Below are 17,809 nucleotides of genomic sequence, written 5' to 3' on the forward strand. Positions count from 1 at the left end.
AGATTTTGCAGCATGGGTGAAAAATCATCTTGAAAACCTTGCCTTTCGCCCCTTGACGATGCCATTGTTATGCGCAGATAAACCTCTTGCGGAAGGCTTCGGAAGGAAGATTCCAAGATAGGGAAATAAAAATTAAAACAAAATTCAGCGATGCGAACAAAAAGAATGACAGCAGAACAAGGCAGAAGATGTGGCATCAGCCGCTTCCCAAACTGCCACTGCACAGGCTCAATAAAGGGCATGAAGAAACTCTATTACGGAAATGATGCGCTTCTTGTAAGGTGTGGGCAGTATGTCTATAATGTGACAAGCGAGCCGTCAATATACAATCAAGCAACAATATAATTTCATACGGACATGAAACAGATAATATGGACAAGTGACTATCTTTTAGATGATAAGGCGAGAAAGGAATACGAGAACTCACAGCGTTACCTACTCGATGATGACGATTACAAAGTCAGCGATACGGAATGGGCAGAGGTTGTCAATGATAATCTGTCGGACGAGCGCATGAACCTTGACAAACAGATAGAAGGTGTTGTCATAGCATTTGCCGACCTCGGTTTATGGGACGGCAGACGGCAAGGGTACAAGATACTCGGACATAACATCAACGGCATATTAAACGTGTCGGAAGATGATAACGAATGGTATGGCGACGGTTTCAACATCCGTGGCAGCCTCTCACATCATGACGGCACCCATTATGTACTTTACCGTGTGGCGAAAGACATTGACGAGGCGGAACGTATAGGTGAAATGATTTACAACCGTGAAATAGACGAAGCCGGCTTCCGCAAAAAAACACGCTCGCTTTATCCGTATGTGGCGGAGATTTATGGGTGGAAAACAGGACGTTTCAGAAGGGCTTTTCAAAAAGCGGTGTGACCGATGACACGCTGATTTCTCCATGAGGGGTTGTAAAAATCCTTCATGGTGGAACGGCATGCCGTCCTTTCCCTTTATATCTCCGTTTGCCATCCGACCTGTTATACGGAATATTCCCTTTTGTGACATAGGCTTCCCGCCCTATAATAGCGGAATGTCTGTAAATTTCCAGCAAAACATCAGGAGCGAGGACCGGATGACCGGCATCACGCTTCTTTCTTTTTTGCAGGAAATCTTATCGGCAAACATGACACATGCCGTATGCTGACACAAACGGCAAGAGTCATTCTTCAGTTTGCCTGGCAGACATCATATACCCACCCGTGCCTATGTCTTTCAAGTCGTCCAGGTGGCCGATTCCTATTTTTATCCAACAGATTTCATGGTAAGGACTTGCCTTTAGTCAATAGCCACCTTATTTATCTCGGTCTGCAGTATATCGAGGAATTTTGCGGCATGGGCACCGTCCATTTGAGTGTGGTGGAATTGGAAAGATAAAGTCAACTTTGTTTTGAACCAACTCTTACGGTATCGCCCCCATATCATAAACGGATTATTGAAGATACCACTATACATCCCCACGGCTCCGTCGATTGCATATTGGGCCAATGCGGATGTGCCGATCACCATGCTGTTGGTTATATCATGATTCTCGCAAGTCTCCGCCACTCGTTGCGTCAGACGGAGATAATTGGCATTGAATTTAGCCACATCCGGAGAATATGGAATGTCGCATGAACTTACTTCTCCGGTCTTGTTGGCAACAATGGTATTGACCGCTATCGAATCATAGCGGACAAGTCTGTCGCCCACAGGAAGCATAAAGAACTCTCTTACCTGGCTTGCCGCTTTGCCGATACACCAGCAAAGCAGCATATTGAATTTCAAGCCGCTTCGTTTACTGATTTTTCGCAATTTACTGACATTTATGGTACGAAACAATGTAACCATAGGCATTGGGACATTCATCCACATTTCAAATGCGTATGCGCGGGTTGTCTCCGCAGGATTGACTTCTTGCATCATTTTTTTGATGCAAAGTTACGCAGACATTTTTGCATGGGATAGAAGAAAAGAGACATTCACACCGGATGGGTGAACAAATCGGAATATGGCTCACAATGGTTCAATAGTGATTTGGGTGTGTAGCCACTCATAACCTTGAAGTCCCGGATAAAATGCGACTGGTCGGTAAAACCGCAATGGTAAGCTATATAGGCATAATCCCGTGAACCGCATTGCAACATCCTGAGCGATTTTTGAAATCTGACAATCCGGGCATATTCCTTCGGATTCATGCCCACCTGTTCACGAAACACACGTTCGTATTATTTCTTGCTCAGACAAGCGTTGTCGGCAAGGATATTGATTGGAATGGCCGAGGTGTTCAATAGTTCCCTTATCGAATTGCCTATTCTTTGAATATTCAATGTCGGTTTTACTTTACCCAGCAGCCACCGTTCAAGGATGCCAAGGGATTCGTCACTACTTTGGCAATCGAATATCTTTGTGGCAATCTCGCTGAGCTGTCGGTTATCAATATCATATCCTGAAATCTCCCGGTTGTAAAAGGCAGATGGCGGTGTGTCTATGAACATCCCTATGGTATGCGGATAAAACACAGCCACAATCATGTCCAAATTTCCATCCGATTGAATATGTGACGGGAAATTCACTTGCCCACTTATAGTAAACCTGTTCTGGAGACTATTTAGTTCGGGAACATATAGTGGTGATTTGCGGTGGAATATAATCTGAAGACAACCAATGGGAAATGTCAGGACACTGAACGGCTCATCGTCCTCCAGCATCCAGTAATAACGCACATACGGGCGTAACTCTTGTTTCGGTTGGATAATCCTCATGACATACGTGTTTTGTATGTGAATACTGTTTTCCTTTATTTTGCAGTCTGATCTGAATGTCTGGAGATGAACTCAACAGATTCTTTCACGGAACGGCAGAATGCCGTCGGCTGTCCGGCAACCGTTATAAACAGATGGACTGATCCGGGAATCAGAACATATTTCAGCTCCACCCCAAGTTGCGTCAGCCTGTCTGCGAAGCCTGCCCCTTGACACCGGAGTATGTCTCGTTCAGCCGCCACAAGCAATGTTGGTGGCAGTTTGGCAAGAGCCGAATCAGCCGCTTCTGCAGGAGATACCAACGGATGGTGTGGTTCTGAGGTATAAGCATCGTTGAAAGCGTTCATTAGTTCACTGTCAAGTCCGAACCCTTTCCCGAATTGTTTCCATGATTCAGAGTCGTCTGCATAAGCTTTTGTGACAGGATAGAAGGTAATCAGACTGTTGAAAGTATTCTCGGGGAAACTCAGTGCCACGGCTATGGCAAGATTTCCGCCGGAACTGTCTCCACCAACAGAGATGCTGTCACATTTCCACTCCGTCATCTTGCTTTGAGCAAATTTTATGGCATCAATGCAATCTTTCAAACCTTCGGGAAAAGGATGCTCAGGCGCAAGCCTGTAATCTACGGCAAGCACAGCAATGCCCTTCTCAGCCATTGCTGCGCAATATCGGGAACAACTGTTTACACTGCCAATCACCCAACCGCCACCGTGGAAATAGACAAGTAGTGGTATCGTGTCGTTATCATAGCGATCGCTACGGAAGAATGTCAGGTTGTTGCCTATGTCAGTGCGGGTCACTCCAATGGGTAATTCAGCTGCCAGGTTTCTTGCATTTCTTACGTTAAAAAGCAAGTCGTCATCGCCGGCAATCGCCTTGCGGATCGCTTCTGTCTGGCATTCCTGAAGTTTGTCCGGCATATTGGCAAGAAATGAATCGGCTTCAATACGTTCCGTATTCTTGTCGCAGTCGGTATTTGCGGAATATAGTGAGCATGCGCACCATATTACAAGTGCAACAATAAGCAACCTGTTGAATTTTGACATCAAAAACATTGATCTAAATGGAATTATCTTTATAGAAAAAAGAGTTCTTTATGTTGTCTATACTTCTTTTGATATATATGGAGGATAATCGTCTTTTGATAATCTTTTTTCCAATGTTTTCGGATTGACATCCCAAAGTGTAGGAAGATACTCATATACAACTTTTCCTTCATTAAGATAAACACGGATTCTGGAATCAAAAGCTACAGGCTTATATTTATCCTCATCAATAGGATTATCCCTATACAGTAATTGGTTTTCCTGCCAACAGAGTTCCTTTCCATCAAAGACGACATCAAATATACCACATACAACTGCATCCATCGTTTGGTTTTGAACTGTCGTGGAAACACAATGCATATACCCTGTTAATTGATTTGTACTTTTCCTCATTGCCAATTCATAACAAAACACACTTGTACCTGTATAGTCTTTAGCGATGGTAGTTCTCACACCGTTCTCATCTAAATTAAAAATCTGTTCATGGGTTATGGTAGTGAGATTAAACTTAAAGCCATTTACTGTTCTTTCCAGATTGGAAAACACCATTTGGTCGCTGTATATACCTTCCAAATTCCCATCTCCAAGTGTATAGACAACCTCATCAGTAGCCAATTTCTTGCCAATAAGGTGATTCTCTAAAAAGTGAATAATTTTATCTTTCATATCTAAACGATTATTAGTCTTTCCAGTATTGGAATTGAATATATTTTCCATATATTTTACTTTACTGCTTTTTTATTGCATGACATTTGCGTAAGGTCATTTCATCGGCAAATGCCTGTTCACCACGTTCACGGATATAGTTGATACATGCAGGACGGTCTGACCCGAACAAGAGACCTAAAACATTCCCTATGGGATTGGAGAAAATCCTGCAATCTGTAACATCCCTATCGCACTCAGCACAGGTGTGAAAACCGCAGCCTTTGGCACATGTCCTGATTTTGCACCATGAAGTTTTCTCATTAAGGTGGCAACCGGGGCATTGTTCCGTAAGATACTTACGACATGCGCCACAATACAGCCCGCACGCAGCTATCAGTTGTTTGTTTGCTTCAATCTTTTTCACTACTATTCACATGTGCGCCCCATAGTCCAATAAGGCTGATTATTAAATGCAAAAGCGCGGACCGCAATACCACTTCTAATTTGGAGGTCGTAGGAAACCTTGCATACAGATGTAGTAATAGCAGCCCACGCTATAGCGTGAGAACCACCATGCCATCTTAGTATGCAATTTGAAAATTTCCTACGTTTCCAAATACCTGATGAGCATAACGCTTCTTATCTTTTCGTATGTTTCGGACAAGAGTTGCCTCTATCCGGGTGCAAAGTTACTCATTTTTTGCGGCAATCTCTTATAATTTAATGGCTTTCTGCGTTTGGGCTGTAAGATTTTGCCTCACATCGTATTCTCGCACTCCCCAAAATCCAGTTATATGAAATCAGAACACGCTATGTTCTGAAACACCTCTTCTATATTGTCTTTTTTGTGTTCGTTCGGTTGGCCGGCCTCAGATGATTGTTTTACCGCGAAGTTAAGTCCGTCCGGCAACCGTCAAGGCCATACCTGTCGGTGACTTCCGAAAATCTTCCTCCTGCGGAGCGTATTTTCGTGTCAGCCTTGCCTTTATGCCTGCCGTTAGCTTCGTGTTTGCAGTAAAAAATTCCTCTAAGTCCGGAACACACCGGAAGAAAGGGAAAAGTAAACTTAAAAAATATCAGTTATGGACAACAGGCCCAACAAGGAACAGGAACTTGCAAAACAGGTGGAAATGGCTCTAAACTCCTTCAGCTTCAGCCCCAAACTGTTTGCAGCAGTTATCCCGACAATGCACCGCACGTTACAGCAGTCGCTTTGGCGGCTCATAAAGGAGTGCATTAAGGTTATCGCTGACGATAAGACAGGACACGATGACCGCAACATGGCGTCACATCTTGAAGCCAAGGAGATGCTTGAATACTTAAACAAACATGGACGGCACATTCCGTTCGTATAAAATCTTATGGATATGGAACAGACACTCTATCTACTTACAACCCTCATTGAAATGCAGGACAGCATTTCTGACGGACACGCCCCATATCGTTCACTTGACGATGCGATGAAAGCGTTTGAAGATGAAATCGCAGATTGCCAAGAAAACTTCAACGTGCAACACGGTAGCACCCTGATAGACCTGCCACGGTGCAAGGAATGGAGAACAGAGGACGGTTACGGCTATACGGTGACAGTCGAAGAAATGACACTGCTATGAAAAAGCCAAAATACAACTACATCTACAGACTGATTGACCGGATAACCAAGTCCGGTCAATCAAATAATGACAGTTTTACCTATTACGGGCATCTTGTGGAACTGCAAAGCGGTACAAGAGGCTATGTTTCTGTGACACTGTACAAAACAGATGACAGATATGGTGGTGAACTCGCAGATTTTAGTTTCGACTATTGGACGCTTGAACTGCATTTTGTCAGCACAGTAGGAAAGGCTCTAACGGAAAGCATCATCTATGCTTTCAGACATTTTTATACTCCCCGGACTATTCGCATATCATACGATGAATACGAGTATGAGGACGAGGATACGACCTATGAGTATGACGAAACAGATTGGGACAAGCCGCCTGTAAAACGGTTCAACAAGTGATAACCATCAAACAAAAAGTATTATGACATTCGATTACAACAAGGAACACAAGACATCCATGTCGCTGGTGCTTGAGAACGGTATTTCAGTAGAGGGCGAGTTTATCGACCTCAGAATAACAGTCGATACCCTGCCCACAGGGAAGCAGTGGTATCAGATACGCCACTGTGACGATGATGGCTCAGAACCCGCATCGCTGAAAAGGGGGTGCGTGGTTGTAAACTTTTTCGGCACTTTCATCTGCGACCCGATAGACGAAATGAAAGACGGTGACGAACTGGAGATAACAGAATGGGATTGGTAAATGACCGCCCCTGTATATAACTTAAAACATGGATATATGAAAGTAAAGAAATTTGCGACATTCGGGCTGTTTGTTGACGGCGAAATGATAGACAGCGGAAGCATACACGCTATGGAGAACGAGGCGACACGAAGAATCTTAAGCGGTCAGTCTGAAGCCGCCCACATATCTGTCTTTGACTTCGACGGCGACAAGGTAGTGGAGAAAGTACCTGTCTTATCGCTCCGCAGAAACAATGACGATATCATCATCGCCAATATGCTGTTGCCCGACAATTCCGAAAACGTCAGGAAAAACCTCACGCTGATTGAGATAAAGGATATTGTCGATGAGATAATGGAGTGTGACTCTTTGGTTGACCGCACCGAGTTTGACACGGTACGGTGCAACATCGGCGGCGGTATGCTGTGGCTCTGCGACCTTGAGAAGCTCCAACGGCATTTCGACATAAAGGGTGTTATCGCCGAAGGAGATAATATCGCCCTGCTTATCCGCAATTACCAACTTTGACCTTTTTCCCTTTGCCTTCCCCACCGAGGCAAAGGGAGCCTGCTTTTTTATAACGCTGAAGCGCAACCCCTTTTTAATGCGTAACAGTCCATACCTGTTTTATCTCCCGGTTTTATCCGTCGTACCTGCCTGTTATAGTTCTCTGCCATGATTTCATACATACCGCCTGGAAAATATAAAGTCACTTGACCCACTATTATACTCTAAATTGACCCATCAAAAAAATATTAGAATTAAGTAGAGAAAAATGCATTTTAACCCGGGTCAGTTTCAATTATAATTCTTTATAGCAGATACTACTTCTTTTTAGCATTAATCTTTCTTACAGAATCTCCCGTTAGTTCAATTTTGTGTGCCGTATGTACAATTCTGTCCAGGATTGCATCAGCTAAAGTAGGATCTCCAATTGCATCATACCAGCTTTCAACTGGAAGTTGTGATGTTATTATGATTGATTTTATTCCGTGTCTGTCTTCTATTATTTCCATAAGTATTGACCTTTCCCTGGCATCCAGTCCTATAAGAAAGAGATCGTCTAAAATAAGCAGTGAACACTTTTCAATTTTTTTCATCTCAGATTCTATAGTTCCCTTGTTTTTGGCCATTTTAAGCTGTCCCATAAGCTTTGACGCATTGGAGTATAAAGTTCTGACTCCATTTTTGCATGCTTCATATCCTATTGCTGAAGCTATATAGCTTTTACCTGTTCCGGAGCTTCCTGTGATAAAAATATTCTGTCCGTCTCTTATAAAATCAAGAGAAGCAAGTCTCTCGAGCTGGTTCCGGTCAAGGTTCCGTTTTATTGTATAGTCTATTTTTTCCATATATGCCTTATATCTGAAGTTTGCAGATCTTATCAGTCGCTCAATGCTTACATTGCGTCTGTAATCATACTCGCTTTCAAGAAGCCATTTCAGGAACTCATCGTTTGTCATACCATCAGAGGATGTTGTCCTGCAGTCATTCCTGTATGTTTCAAGCATACCGTAAAAACGTAATTTGGAGAGTAACTCCATTATTCTGTCCATATTTTTTCCGACAGTTCTGTTTGTTTTATTATTACTTGTCATTTTTATCCATATTTTTAGAGTTAAAATAATCCTTACCTCTGAGATTTCTGTGTTTAGGGGTAAGTTCAGGAGCAAGCCCCTCCATTTGTATATGATACTTTTCATCTTCCCTGTTTACCAGAAGGCTTTCAAGTTCGTTGAACCCGAACATGCAGGATTCCATTGCTATCTGGCATGCAAGAACCACTCTGTCGTGTCCGAAACATTCCACAAGACATAATATACCATCAGCTGAACGTATAGCCTGAACAGGATATTTTTTGGCAACAGCCACCAACTTTATATACTCTTCCACTACCGGGTCTATTTCACGTGCCTTGCGGTATATATCATCCATTCTGATTCTGTATTCATGTAGTACTCCGGGAAGTTTATGGGAAGGTTTTTCTGAATAAGTGAAAGGTGTATCATCCCTGCGATGTGTCGTTATGTGTCTGAATTTATGATATATCTTCACTGTGTCCCCATCATACAGTAATTCTACAGCATCGCCTATATACTCTTTAGGAACACTGTAATAGTGATTGTTAAGCGATACATAACTGTTTTTCATGACAGTTGCCGTTTTCCGGTTTTTTGATATAAATCTTGTTGCCGGCAATATATGTAGCCTGTCTTTCTCGACCTCGAGGAAACGCTCCCTACGGCTGTAGCTGCGGTTGTACATCTTTCGGCTGTTCAATGCGTCAGTATGTTTCATTATTTCTATGTTCAAGGCTTCAATATCATTGAATTTCAATCCTGTCATCTTTGAATATACCTCCCTGTAAAGCAGTCTTACAGCATTTTCAACCAAAGCCTTGTCTTTGGGTTTGCGCACTCTTGCCGGAAAGACAACACAACCATAATGGTCTGCAAATGCCGCAAAGTCATCATTTATTACAGGCTCTATTCCACCGGGCCTTGTTACGGCAGATTTGAGGTTGTCGGGAACTATGGCATTTGGTACACCTCCAAAATAATGGAAAGCATTTTCACATGCCTGGATAAGATATTCTTTCTTTTGCGATGGTACAGCCTCGTAATAAGTAATCTGACTGCATGGAAGTATCGCAGCAAAGACTTCTACGGGAACCTTATCACCCGTATTCCTGTCTGAAATATAAAGTTTGTCACCGGCAAAATCCACATACATCTGATCACCAGCTATATGATCTATGCGTCCAACCGGTATTTTTACCTCCCTTTCACGTCTGAGATACAGGCAGAATGAACAATAACTGTAACCTTGGGGACGGTTTCTCAGATACTCCTCATACAAGGACCTTCTTGTTGTTCCACGGGATTTAAGTCGTTTAATGTACTCAGGTATATGTTCTTGAAGATACTTATACTCTGCAGATCCTGTTGATTCGTTGTCAGTCTCCGTACCGAAAAGTTCATGCAGATGATGCTCGTCCATTTTCAACAGGCGTTCCAGCTCTATACCCATATCCTCGTATATTCGGATATACCGTTTACTGTATTACGTGAAATCAGAAGAGAAGAACTGATACTACGGATACTCATTCCTGACTGGTAGCACCGCAGTATGTGCTTGATTCTTATTTTCATTCTTTAAAATTTTTATTCGGTTAATGATACCGGGTTAAAATGCTTTTTAAAGTACAAAAACAAGACTGAAATGTGGTAATTCTATAGGGTCAATTTTTATTATAATCTAAGTGGGTCAGTTTCGGTTATAAAGGTGGGTCAGGTGATTTTTATAATAGTGGGTCAAGTGACTTTATATTTTCCAATTTGATGAAAGAGTAATGCTCTCTGTAACTTTGAAGAGTGATAGCCTTGTAGAACAGGGTTTTCAACACACCATCCTGAGGTATTCTCATCTCTATAAGCCTTTCCGTGTCTATGACCTTTATCCATGTCCTGTTTTTATGTATGATGTCAGCAATGAGATAAAACGTTCTTTTCTCCATCAAAGACCGCAGTTGAAGTCGTTCATGATTTGAACATGTTCACGTTTCACCTTGAAGGTTCCACGCTTCTCGTGAAGACGTAGGTCTTCAAAGAGGTCAGCTGACATCACCTCAATGGAGTTGTATATCGTGACATTGAGCTGGTGGACAAGTCCGTCAACATGTGTCTTGCAGTTAATCTTGAACATCCGTTCCGTGACGGGGAAGCAGTAGGCGCAGCTCTCATGGCCGAAGACCGTATCAACTGGTGGTTCCAGATGATAGAGGATGGCAAGATCAGCATTCATTTCCAACATTTCCAGGACATTCTCCATAGACTGAGGCTTGGGAACGTCATAGAGAAGAATGGCGTAATCCTCATAGGAAGTGACCTTGCTGAGGAAAACATTATCTATGAGGTCTGGCAGGATTACTGGTCCTGACGTTTTGAATTTGTAGATGGCTTCCTGTAACATTTTCGAGGTTGATTAGAGTGTTGATATGTATAAACGCATGAGCTGTGTTGGCAATTTATCGGACAGTTCCTTGTCTAAAAGATGTTTGCTGGCAAGCCTTGAAACAATCGCCTGGAAGTCCTTCGCAATATCTGTCATGGCTTGCGACTGCTCGGGAGTAAGCATTGCCACGCCAAAGGAATCCATCGAAAGGTACGGCTGGAGCATCATCCACAAATAGGCATTGGCTTGAGGAGCATCTTTTATCTTACCTCTTTTTAGTACCTCGTGGCAGATCTTTGCATTGAGAATCAATCGGCGGTTGGTTCTCATGGACATATAGACCAGTGCTTCCTCTGCGGAAATTATTTTCTTGGAGGCATTTGAATATACATTTGTACAGATGTCGGTTGTCAGGTTCGTAATGCCAGTCATATTCATTGAGGAGCATTTGTCAAGATGCGCAAGAAAAGAGCGGAAGTGTCTGTCCTCATTGGCTATGTAATTGAGGAACTCTTTCTTTGAATAGATTCCCATCCTGTTCACCTCGGAAAGGTACTTGGAGTAGTCTGCAAGTATCTCATGTACATCTTTATTATAGATTGGATTCTTATCCAAGCTGGAATAGAAATTACCAGCAGCCTGTTTTAAGGAATCAAGTCCACTCTCTTCAGCATATTTAGATGTGTGTAATTTCACGTATGCCACATCGCTCAAAGTGCATTTATCAGCCAATCTTAGCAGAGCCGTGCGGATGGAGTCCGTGTTTTCCGCAAACACCATTGACAAGCCGGCATGAGCTGTGAACGCTGGGTCTTTCTCGATGTAATGAAGGACTGTATCTGACAACTCTTGCCACTGGTTGATGTAAGCAGCCATTTGTTCAGAATTGACTACTTGTTGTTCCTGTATGGAATGAAAGAAGCTATTATATTTTCTCAAAGCGTCATCAGAAGACTCAAAATCATATTGAGTTCTAGTAGAACACGAAGAGGAAATAAATAAGGTACATAAAAAAAGCAAGTGAAAGATTAAACTCTTATGAGTCTTTTTTCTTTCACTTGCTTTACTTTCTTTCATTTCGCTTTTGAGACCTGAAGCAGAAGGGTTGCAAAGGCAACGCTGATAATGGAAACAGTGTGGTATTATCCTATATTTCATTGGCATTTATGTGTTAAATTCGAGTGCAAAGATACGGATATTTTTCCATACCACAATGAAAATAATGCCACTTTAAATTATTTTGTTATTCATACTCTATAAAGTATGATAAATTACCAACCATGGAAAGCATTAAACAAGGTTAAATAATCAAGAAGGGTTAATTATATTGCCTCAGTATGATTATTTTTCTGAATATAATTTGTAACTTTGCACGCAAAATAGAATGATGCGTATGACCAAACCTCACTACCACAAACGGCTGGCTGTAAGGTTAGGTTGTATCTAACCATCATAATATCAGATAAATACCTTTTTACAATGGCAAAAATTGGCTACATCATGGCTATCTCCCAGTACGACAGACTGGAGGAAGACCGAAAGTGGATGAACGACTATGGTTGCATCCGTATCGTTGAAGAAAGTGACGAGAACGAACGCAACAGACCGCTCTGGAAACAACTGATGGTTGCCCTGCAAAGGGGCGACGAACTTGTTATATCCAAGTTTTCCAATGCCTTGCGTGGCAGTCGGGAACTGGCAACATTTCTGGAATTTTGCCGAGTCAAGGTCATCCGTATTGTAAGCATCCATGACCAGATTGATTCAAGGAACGAGCTGTTTCCCGAAACAAGGCCGTCCGATGTATTGGAAATGATGGGTGCTTTACCGGAAGAGGTTCTTGCCCTGCGTAAGTCTGCGGAGCATGTAGTCAATTTACAGGAGAAGATGATAGTGTCACTACCTCCCGTCTCGTCAGCTAAGATGCAGAAGCTCGACAGAGAAAAGACTGTCATCAACCTGTATGTTGCAGGTCATCCCATTGATGAAGTATGGAGGGCCAGCGGTTTCAGAAGCCGAAGCTCTGTGTTCCGCATACTGAACAAGCATGGCATCAAGCTGAACCGTGGCAATCATTCTGGGCCAATCAAGAGAAAGGGCATATCTGACAATCCACAAGAAAAAGAATAAATAGCATGAAAAAGATACTCTTCCTACATGGTTTCTTTGCTACTGGCAGCTGTCCGATGGCGAGAGCACTGAGGGAGGCCTTTGATGGGCAAGCCATCGTGCTGACTCCCGACCTTCCTCTCCATCCCAAGGAAGCACTGAAATACATACGCATGCTTATAGACAAGGAGAAGCCAGACCTGCTCATAGGCAACAGTTGCGGGGCTTTCCTTGCACAGATGCTTTCTCCTGTCGTTGGCATCCCTGCCCTACTTGGCAATCCTCATTTCAAGATGACGGACTTCCTGAGAGAACGCATTGGCGAACATGAGTACAAGGCTCCGCGCATGGACGGTAATCAGACAATAGTCATCAACGAATCACTCATCAATGAGTTTGGGGAACTCGAAGCCACACAGTTTGATTATTGTAATCCGTATTACAAGGATCGTGTGTGGGGACTCTTTGGTGAACAAGACACACTGGCTCATTTTGAGCCGTTGTTCTTGCAACACTATAACAACAGCTATCACTTCCCTGGCGGACACACGCCCACAGAGCAGGAAGTCAAGACTTGGTATGCCCCGCTGGCACAGAAGATGCTCATGGAGTATTCAGTTAAAGAAGAAAGATTTTTCCGTCATTTTAAGGGAGGAATGTACAAGTATATCCATTCCGCATATGACAGCGAAACTCAGGAACGCATGGTAGTATATCAAGCATTATATGGTGAGGAAGCATACTGGGTTCGTCCCGAGAAGATGTTTTTCGAGCAAATAACAAGAGACGGAAGGACATTTAACCGATTCACAGAAATAGACAGATAAAGATGGAAACATTCAAAGACGTTATATCAAGCGACCAACTTGTCTTGGTCGATTTCTTCGCCACATGGTGTCAGCCATGCAAGATGATGCACCCCATCTTGGAGCAGGTGAAGACAGTGCTGGGTGACAGAATCCGCATCATCAAGGTGGATGTAGATAAGTACGGCGTAACAGCAAGCCAATACCGCATTCAATCCGTGCCTACGCTGATGCTCTTCCGAAACGGAGAAGTATTGTGGCGCACAAGCGGTGTGGTAGATAAAGCCGAACTGCTGGCTACGCTTGATCCATTCTTAAAATAAAAAGATGAAAAGAATAAAGGAAGAGTAGCGAGTTGTGGAGCAGATGATACGTTCTGTACTGCAGGAAGAAGGAGGGCAATAATGAATTATGTCCTGGGTGCCAAGAGTTGCTACAGTACGCTACTGCAAGACTGGAACGCTGTAAGTTTGGCGAGAACAAACCAACTTGCAAAAAGTGTCCCATCCACTGCTATCGTCCTCAGATGAAAGAACGAATGTGCAAAGTGATGCGCTGGGGTGGGCCAAGAATGATTTTGTATCACCCGGCAGCTGCCATCAAGCATGTCATAAGAGAATTGTAACAATAAGAAAATTAGCATGAAACAGATAGAAACACTCGTCTTTGATTATGGAGGTGTCATCGTGAACATTGATGATGCTTCTGTTGTGAAAGCCATGGAGAGCCTGGGCGTAACGGCGTTCAAGCGACTAATCCATGTCCGCAAGATCAAGAGACTGATGCACCAATATATTAATGGTCTTGTAGCGGAATCAGAAACATTGAAAGAGATGCTGAGTCTTTGCCGTAAAGGAACCACAACCGCGGATGTTGAAAAAGTGCTCGAAGAGCTGTGTGGTAATCTGCCCGTAGAAAGACTGGAAGCATTGGTCAAACTTCGGAAGCAGTACAAGGTCTATCTGCTCAGCAACATCAACGACACGCTTTGGCAGAAGTCGGTCTGTCTGATGAAGCAGCTTGGATATTCCACGGACGAGTTGTTTGATGAAGTATTCCTCTCATACGCCATGCGGAAGGAGAAGCCATCCGTCGAAATCTATGAAGAGATGACGAAACAGACTGGATTGAATCCTGCCACCACCCTCTATTTCGATGACCGTGCCGAGAATGCCGAAGTTGGCAGAAACTTCGGCTTCCAGAGTGTACTGGTAAAGACCAATCATCTGGAGGAGCATCAGGAATGGCAAGAAATTAACAAGAATACAAAAGAATAATCTTATGCGCATAATAGGAAACTTACTTTGGTGGCTCTTCGGAGGTCTCGAAGCTGCCATCGGTTATTTCACTGGGAGTCTGGCTCTTGCATGTACCATCATCGGCATTCCCTTTGCAATACAGACATTCAAGATTGGTCTGCTCTGCCTATGGCCTTTTGGTTCAACGGTAAGAGAAACGAATAGTCCAACTGGTTGCATTCGCATCCCGCTGAATTTACTCTGGCTGATTTTCGGAGGTTTGTGGGCTTGCATCATGCATCTGTTCTTCGGCTTTCTCTTATGTATAACCATTATCGGCATTCCTTGGGGAAAACAGCATTTCAAGATGGCCGGGCTTTCGCTCGCACCATTCGGCAAGGATGTGGAGTTGGGAATTTAAAGTGATACAGATTGCGCGGATGGCGTATTTACACATGAATAGATAACAAAATAAAGAACGAAGCATATGAAAAGTTTTGCACCAAAGCCGTGGGTAGTACCACAGCCTGTGCTGATTATAGGCACATATAATAAGGATGGAGTTGCCAATGCAATGAACGCTGCCTGGGCAGGACAGTGGGACATGAAGGAGATTATGATCTCGATGGGAAATCACGTTACCACAGACAACCTAAAAAATGGCGGTGAGTTTACCGTTGCATTCGCTACCAAGAAAACCATGGTGGGTTCTGATTTCGTGGGTATTGTTTCTGCCAAGAACGATCCAAAAAAGATGGAGAAAACAGGATGGAACATCAAGAAGGCAACTATGGTTAACGCTCCCGTATTTACAGATTTTCCTATGACTTTGGAGTGTCGCATCAAGGAAAAGATTGACGAGTCGGAAGAGGGCTATTACATCGTGGCAGAGATAGTCAACATCCTTGTGGATGAGAACTATCTGGCAGAGGATGGCAAGCCCGACATGGAGAAGATGGAACTCATCGTGTTCGACCCGATACATCATGGTTACATCGAACTTGGCAAGACCATTGGAAAGGCATTCTCAGATGGCAAGGCTTTGAAATGATGACACTCAGATACATCTTCCATAGCGGATTCCTGCTTGAAACGGCTCGGTGCATCCTGGTCTTTGACTACTGGATGGATCCTGCCGATGTCATGAGTGGCTACATGAATACATGTAAACATGTGTACGTGTTTTCAAGCCACTTCCATGAGGACCACTTCACGAAAACAATCTTCAAATGGAAGAATAGCATCCCCAATATCACATACATCCTGTCAAAGGATATACTCAAACGCCGAAGAGCGCAGAAAGAGGATGCCGATGTATGGATGGCCAAAGGAACGGTATGGGAAGATGAGAACCTGAAAGTATCAGCCACGGGCAGCAATGACAGTGGCGTGAGCTGGATTGTGGAGACAGAAGGTAAAACCATCTTTCATGCAGGTGACCTGTGCAACTGGTACGCACGCTTTCTTGTTGACGGCACGCCTGTAGGAGAGGTCTTCAGTGAAGAGATTGATCAGTACATCAATCCTGTAGCAGAGGAAAAGCGGTTCCTTGGTGAACTGAAAGACATCCGAAAGACTACCGACTCCTTTGACCTCGTGATGTTTCCTGTGGACGGACGCATCGGCAATGGCTATACGCTTGGAGGGCGTCAGTTTATCGAACGCTTCAAGGTTGGAATGTTTGTCCCAATGCACTTTGTCATGAGTGGGTTTGAGAGTGCGTGGCGCATGGAGCCTTTCTGCAAAGAAAAGGATGTCCCCTTTTGGTGCATCGGGCACGAAGGAGACAGCATAACAATATAATATTAACACATTAAATCGTTAAAACAATGGACGCAAAAGAAAAAGTATTAGCAACAATGAAAGAGGCAGGTCAGCCTCTTAACGCAGGTAAAATCGCAGAACTCAGCGGTCTCGACCGCAAAGAGGTAGATGCAGCCATGAAGCAGCTGAAGGCAGAGGGCGCAATCGTCTCTCCTGTTCGTTGCAAATGGGCACCTGCAGAGTAAAAACTTTAATGGCTTGGTACTGCGGTCTTGAATAACAGGCTGCAGTACCTTCCTTTCCTATCTGAACTTCTGTACCACCAATAGGATGATTACCCGACTGCAAAGGTATACCTTTGCTACGTTTTTTTATAAAGTAACAAAACATTCGCCACATAGTAGCCATGCAAGATATTTGTTTGTCTTGTTATATGCGATTTTTTATGGAAATTTCATTGTTTTTCAAAAAAAAATCGTACCTTTGCACCGAAATGTCAGATACACATGAATACTGAACAAGTATGAGGTGACACAGAACAGGAAGAAATATATGGCATTACCAATAAACATCGACGAACTGCAGAAGGGGAAGACTATGGAATGGTCACTTCCTTACGACGGTGCCCGTACATCAGGCTTTTGTTGACGAGAAGGCTTATCTTGTCTCTATTGGCAAGGAACTGGATGAGGGTGGCAAGAAAGAAGGAAAGAAAGACAATGATTTCCCAAAATACTTCCCAAAAGAATCTATGGAAGAAATAACTGATAGACAGCGTATTATACTATCATTGGTGCAGAGTGATTGCACTTTACTTCCCAAAAGATTTCCCAAAAAATTTCGGAAAAAGAACCTGTAACACAGAGAACGATAAAAAAAGATATTGCAGACCTGCAATCCAAAGGCATACTCTCTCGTGAAGGCGGTCGCAAGGATGGCCGATGGGTGATAACAAACAAAAATGACAACAAAAATCGTGAGTAGTGCAGAAATCAGAGTTATTGGCAACTCTTGACCCATTCTTAAGATAATGAAAGCATATACATATATAGATAAAGGCAGGTTTGAAGATTGACACCACACCGCTCATCACCCACCGTTTTCCGTTGGAGAGGATAGCTGAAGCCTATGAACTCTTTGAGCAGAAGCGAGATGGAGTTATCAAAGTGGCCATAACTCAATAAACAGATAAAG

28 protein-coding genes and 2 pseudogenes are annotated in these 17,809 nt (G+C 43.2%); 18 read left to right on the top strand and 12 right to left on the bottom strand.

Going from position 1 to position 17,809, the window contains the following annotated elements:
- The first annotated feature begins 150 nt into the window (after positions 1-150).
- The gene (locus ACYIAR_RS01895; RefSeq protein WP_094401817.1) at positions 151-345 is read left to right on the top strand and encodes a hypothetical protein; all 195 of its coding nucleotides are present in this window, start codon (positions 151-153) and stop codon (positions 343-345) included.
- A 12-nt stretch (positions 346-357) separates the two neighbouring features.
- Positions 358-891, top strand: a complete 534-nt coding sequence (locus ACYIAR_RS01900) for a hypothetical protein (protein ID WP_094401819.1) — start codon at positions 358-360, stop codon at positions 889-891.
- A 399-nt stretch (positions 892-1,290) separates the two neighbouring features.
- Here ACYIAR_RS01900 and ACYIAR_RS01905 read toward each other — a convergent pair whose 3' ends face one another.
- The 6 genes from ACYIAR_RS01905 to ACYIAR_RS01930 form a co-directional block, all read right to left on the bottom strand.
- Positions 1,291-1,914 carry a CatA-like O-acetyltransferase, family 2 gene (locus ACYIAR_RS01905; protein WP_480333522.1) on the bottom strand — a complete coding sequence of 208 codons (624 nt, stop codon included), beginning with the start codon at positions 1,912-1,914 and terminating at the stop codon, positions 1,291-1,293.
- 59 nt (positions 1,915-1,973) lie between these two features.
- The gene (locus tag ACYIAR_RS01910) at positions 1,974-2,210 is read right to left on the bottom strand and encodes a helix-turn-helix domain-containing protein (RefSeq protein ID WP_480331758.1); all 237 of its coding nucleotides are present in this window, start codon (positions 2,208-2,210) and stop codon (positions 1,974-1,976) included.
- Between the two features lie 9 nt (positions 2,211-2,219).
- Positions 2,220-2,756 carry a DUF6597 domain-containing transcriptional factor gene (locus ACYIAR_RS01915; RefSeq protein ID WP_480331760.1) on the bottom strand — a complete coding sequence of 179 codons (537 nt, stop codon included), beginning with the start codon at positions 2,754-2,756 and terminating at the stop codon, positions 2,220-2,222.
- 35 nt (positions 2,757-2,791) lie between these two features.
- Positions 2,792-3,805, bottom strand: a complete 1,014-nt coding sequence (locus ACYIAR_RS01920) for an alpha/beta hydrolase (RefSeq protein WP_094401822.1) — start codon at positions 3,803-3,805, stop codon at positions 2,792-2,794.
- A 57-nt stretch (positions 3,806-3,862) separates the two neighbouring features.
- Positions 3,863-4,471, bottom strand: a complete 609-nt coding sequence (locus ACYIAR_RS01925; RefSeq protein ID WP_094401917.1) for a hypothetical protein — start codon at positions 4,469-4,471, stop codon at positions 3,863-3,865.
- Positions 4,472-4,532: 61 nt separating this feature from the next.
- Positions 4,533-4,877 carry a DUF3795 domain-containing protein gene (locus ACYIAR_RS01930; protein WP_094401824.1) on the bottom strand — a complete coding sequence of 115 codons (345 nt, stop codon included), beginning with the start codon at positions 4,875-4,877 and terminating at the stop codon, positions 4,533-4,535.
- A gap of 658 nt (positions 4,878-5,535) precedes the next feature.
- Between ACYIAR_RS01930 and ACYIAR_RS01935 the strand changes: the two genes are divergently transcribed.
- The 5 genes from ACYIAR_RS01935 to ACYIAR_RS01955 are packed head-to-tail and all read left to right on the top strand — an operon-like array spanning position 5,536 to position 7,272.
- Complete coding sequence (locus ACYIAR_RS01935; RefSeq protein WP_094401825.1) at positions 5,536-5,808, top strand: hypothetical protein; 273 nt, start codon at positions 5,536-5,538, stop codon at positions 5,806-5,808.
- A 12-nt stretch (positions 5,809-5,820) separates the two neighbouring features.
- Entirely contained in the window at positions 5,821-6,066 is a 246-nt protein-coding gene (locus ACYIAR_RS01940) for a hypothetical protein (protein ID WP_094401919.1), read from the top strand.
- Positions 6,063-6,458, top strand: coding sequence for a hypothetical protein (locus tag ACYIAR_RS01945; RefSeq protein WP_206073495.1), 396 nt, complete (start codon positions 6,063-6,065; stop codon positions 6,456-6,458). The genes ACYIAR_RS01940 and ACYIAR_RS01945 overlap by 4 nt, the downstream gene beginning before the upstream one ends.
- A gap of 22 nt (positions 6,459-6,480) precedes the next feature.
- Positions 6,481-6,762, top strand: a complete 282-nt coding sequence (locus ACYIAR_RS01950; protein WP_094401827.1) for an LPD28 domain-containing protein — start codon at positions 6,481-6,483, stop codon at positions 6,760-6,762.
- A complete protein-coding gene (locus ACYIAR_RS01955; protein WP_480331765.1) occupies positions 6,763-7,272 on the top strand; it encodes a hypothetical protein in 510 nt (169 codons plus the stop codon).
- Positions 7,273-7,568: 296 nt separating this feature from the next.
- Here the strand turns inward: ACYIAR_RS01955 and istB are convergent, their stop codons facing one another.
- The 6 genes from istB to ACYIAR_RS01985 form a co-directional block, all read right to left on the bottom strand.
- Positions 7,569-8,342: an IS21-like element helper ATPase IstB gene (istB, locus tag ACYIAR_RS01960; RefSeq protein ID WP_480331376.1), complete on the bottom strand. Its 774-nt coding sequence runs from the start codon at positions 8,340-8,342 to the stop codon at positions 7,569-7,571.
- Positions 8,332-9,774: an IS21 family transposase gene (gene istA / locus ACYIAR_RS01965; protein WP_480331766.1), complete on the bottom strand. Its 1,443-nt coding sequence runs from the start codon at positions 9,772-9,774 to the stop codon at positions 8,332-8,334. The genes istB and istA overlap by 11 nt, the downstream gene beginning before the upstream one ends.
- On the bottom strand, positions 9,765-9,896 hold the full coding sequence (locus tag ACYIAR_RS01970; protein ID WP_480331704.1) for a hypothetical protein: 132 nt from the start codon (positions 9,894-9,896) through the stop codon (positions 9,765-9,767). Before ACYIAR_RS01970 ends, istA begins: the two co-directional genes overlap by 10 nt.
- 149 nt (positions 9,897-10,045) lie before the next feature.
- Positions 10,046-10,261: a hypothetical protein gene (locus ACYIAR_RS01975; RefSeq protein ID WP_480331768.1), complete on the bottom strand. Its 216-nt coding sequence runs from the start codon at positions 10,259-10,261 to the stop codon at positions 10,046-10,048.
- Positions 10,261-10,716 (bottom strand): hypothetical protein, encoded by a 456-nt coding sequence (locus ACYIAR_RS01980; protein WP_027324286.1) that lies wholly within the window; start codon positions 10,714-10,716, stop codon positions 10,261-10,263. The genes ACYIAR_RS01975 and ACYIAR_RS01980 overlap by 1 nt, the downstream gene beginning before the upstream one ends.
- Before the next feature lie 12 nt (positions 10,717-10,728).
- Positions 10,729-11,637, bottom strand: a complete 909-nt coding sequence (locus ACYIAR_RS01985) for a hypothetical protein (protein WP_480331771.1) — start codon at positions 11,635-11,637, stop codon at positions 10,729-10,731.
- A gap of 540 nt (positions 11,638-12,177) precedes the next feature.
- Between ACYIAR_RS01985 and ACYIAR_RS01990 the strand changes: the two genes are divergently transcribed.
- The 11 genes and pseudogenes from ACYIAR_RS01990 to ACYIAR_RS02040 all read left to right on the top strand — a co-directional run.
- Complete coding sequence (locus ACYIAR_RS01990; protein WP_480331773.1) at positions 12,178-12,828, top strand: recombinase family protein; 651 nt, start codon at positions 12,178-12,180, stop codon at positions 12,826-12,828.
- 5 nt (positions 12,829-12,833) lie between these two features.
- Entirely contained in the window at positions 12,834-13,634 is an 801-nt protein-coding gene (locus tag ACYIAR_RS01995) for a YqiA/YcfP family alpha/beta fold hydrolase (RefSeq protein WP_480331775.1), read from the top strand.
- Between the two features lie 2 nt (positions 13,635-13,636).
- Complete coding sequence (gene trxA / locus ACYIAR_RS02000) at positions 13,637-13,936, top strand: thioredoxin (RefSeq protein WP_235394174.1); 300 nt, start codon at positions 13,637-13,639, stop codon at positions 13,934-13,936.
- 43 nt (positions 13,937-13,979) lie between these two features.
- Positions 13,980-14,238: pseudogene (locus tag ACYIAR_RS02005) on the top strand (nitrous oxide-stimulated promoter family protein).
- Between the two features lie 16 nt (positions 14,239-14,254).
- Positions 14,255-14,890 carry an HAD-IA family hydrolase gene (locus ACYIAR_RS02010; RefSeq protein WP_480331777.1) on the top strand — a complete coding sequence of 212 codons (636 nt, stop codon included), beginning with the start codon at positions 14,255-14,257 and terminating at the stop codon, positions 14,888-14,890.
- Positions 14,891-14,894: 4 nt separating this feature from the next.
- The gene (locus ACYIAR_RS02015; RefSeq protein WP_027324292.1) at positions 14,895-15,272 is read left to right on the top strand and encodes a YccF domain-containing protein; all 378 of its coding nucleotides are present in this window, start codon (positions 14,895-14,897) and stop codon (positions 15,270-15,272) included.
- A 66-nt stretch (positions 15,273-15,338) separates the two neighbouring features.
- On the top strand, positions 15,339-15,902 hold the full coding sequence (locus tag ACYIAR_RS02020; protein WP_027324293.1) for a flavin reductase family protein: 564 nt from the start codon (positions 15,339-15,341) through the stop codon (positions 15,900-15,902).
- On the top strand, positions 15,902-16,654 hold the full coding sequence (locus ACYIAR_RS02025) for an MBL fold metallo-hydrolase (RefSeq protein WP_480333524.1): 753 nt from the start codon (positions 15,902-15,904) through the stop codon (positions 16,652-16,654). Before ACYIAR_RS02020 ends, ACYIAR_RS02025 begins: the two co-directional genes overlap by 1 nt.
- Positions 16,655-16,680: 26 nt before the next feature.
- On the top strand, positions 16,681-16,860 hold the full coding sequence (locus ACYIAR_RS02030) for a transcriptional regulator (protein ID WP_005816310.1): 180 nt from the start codon (positions 16,681-16,683) through the stop codon (positions 16,858-16,860).
- 377 nt (positions 16,861-17,237) lie between these two features.
- Positions 17,238-17,474 carry a hypothetical protein gene (locus ACYIAR_RS02035; protein ID WP_480331780.1) on the top strand — a complete coding sequence of 79 codons (237 nt, stop codon included), beginning with the start codon at positions 17,238-17,240 and terminating at the stop codon, positions 17,472-17,474.
- Between the two features lie 208 nt (positions 17,475-17,682).
- A pseudogene (locus ACYIAR_RS02040) lies at positions 17,683-17,799 on the top strand (alcohol dehydrogenase); the annotation flags it as partial.
- Positions 17,800-17,809: the final 10 nt, after the last annotated feature.

The sequence above is a fragment of the Parabacteroides sp. KHUB-01 genome, from assembly GCF_056640935.1.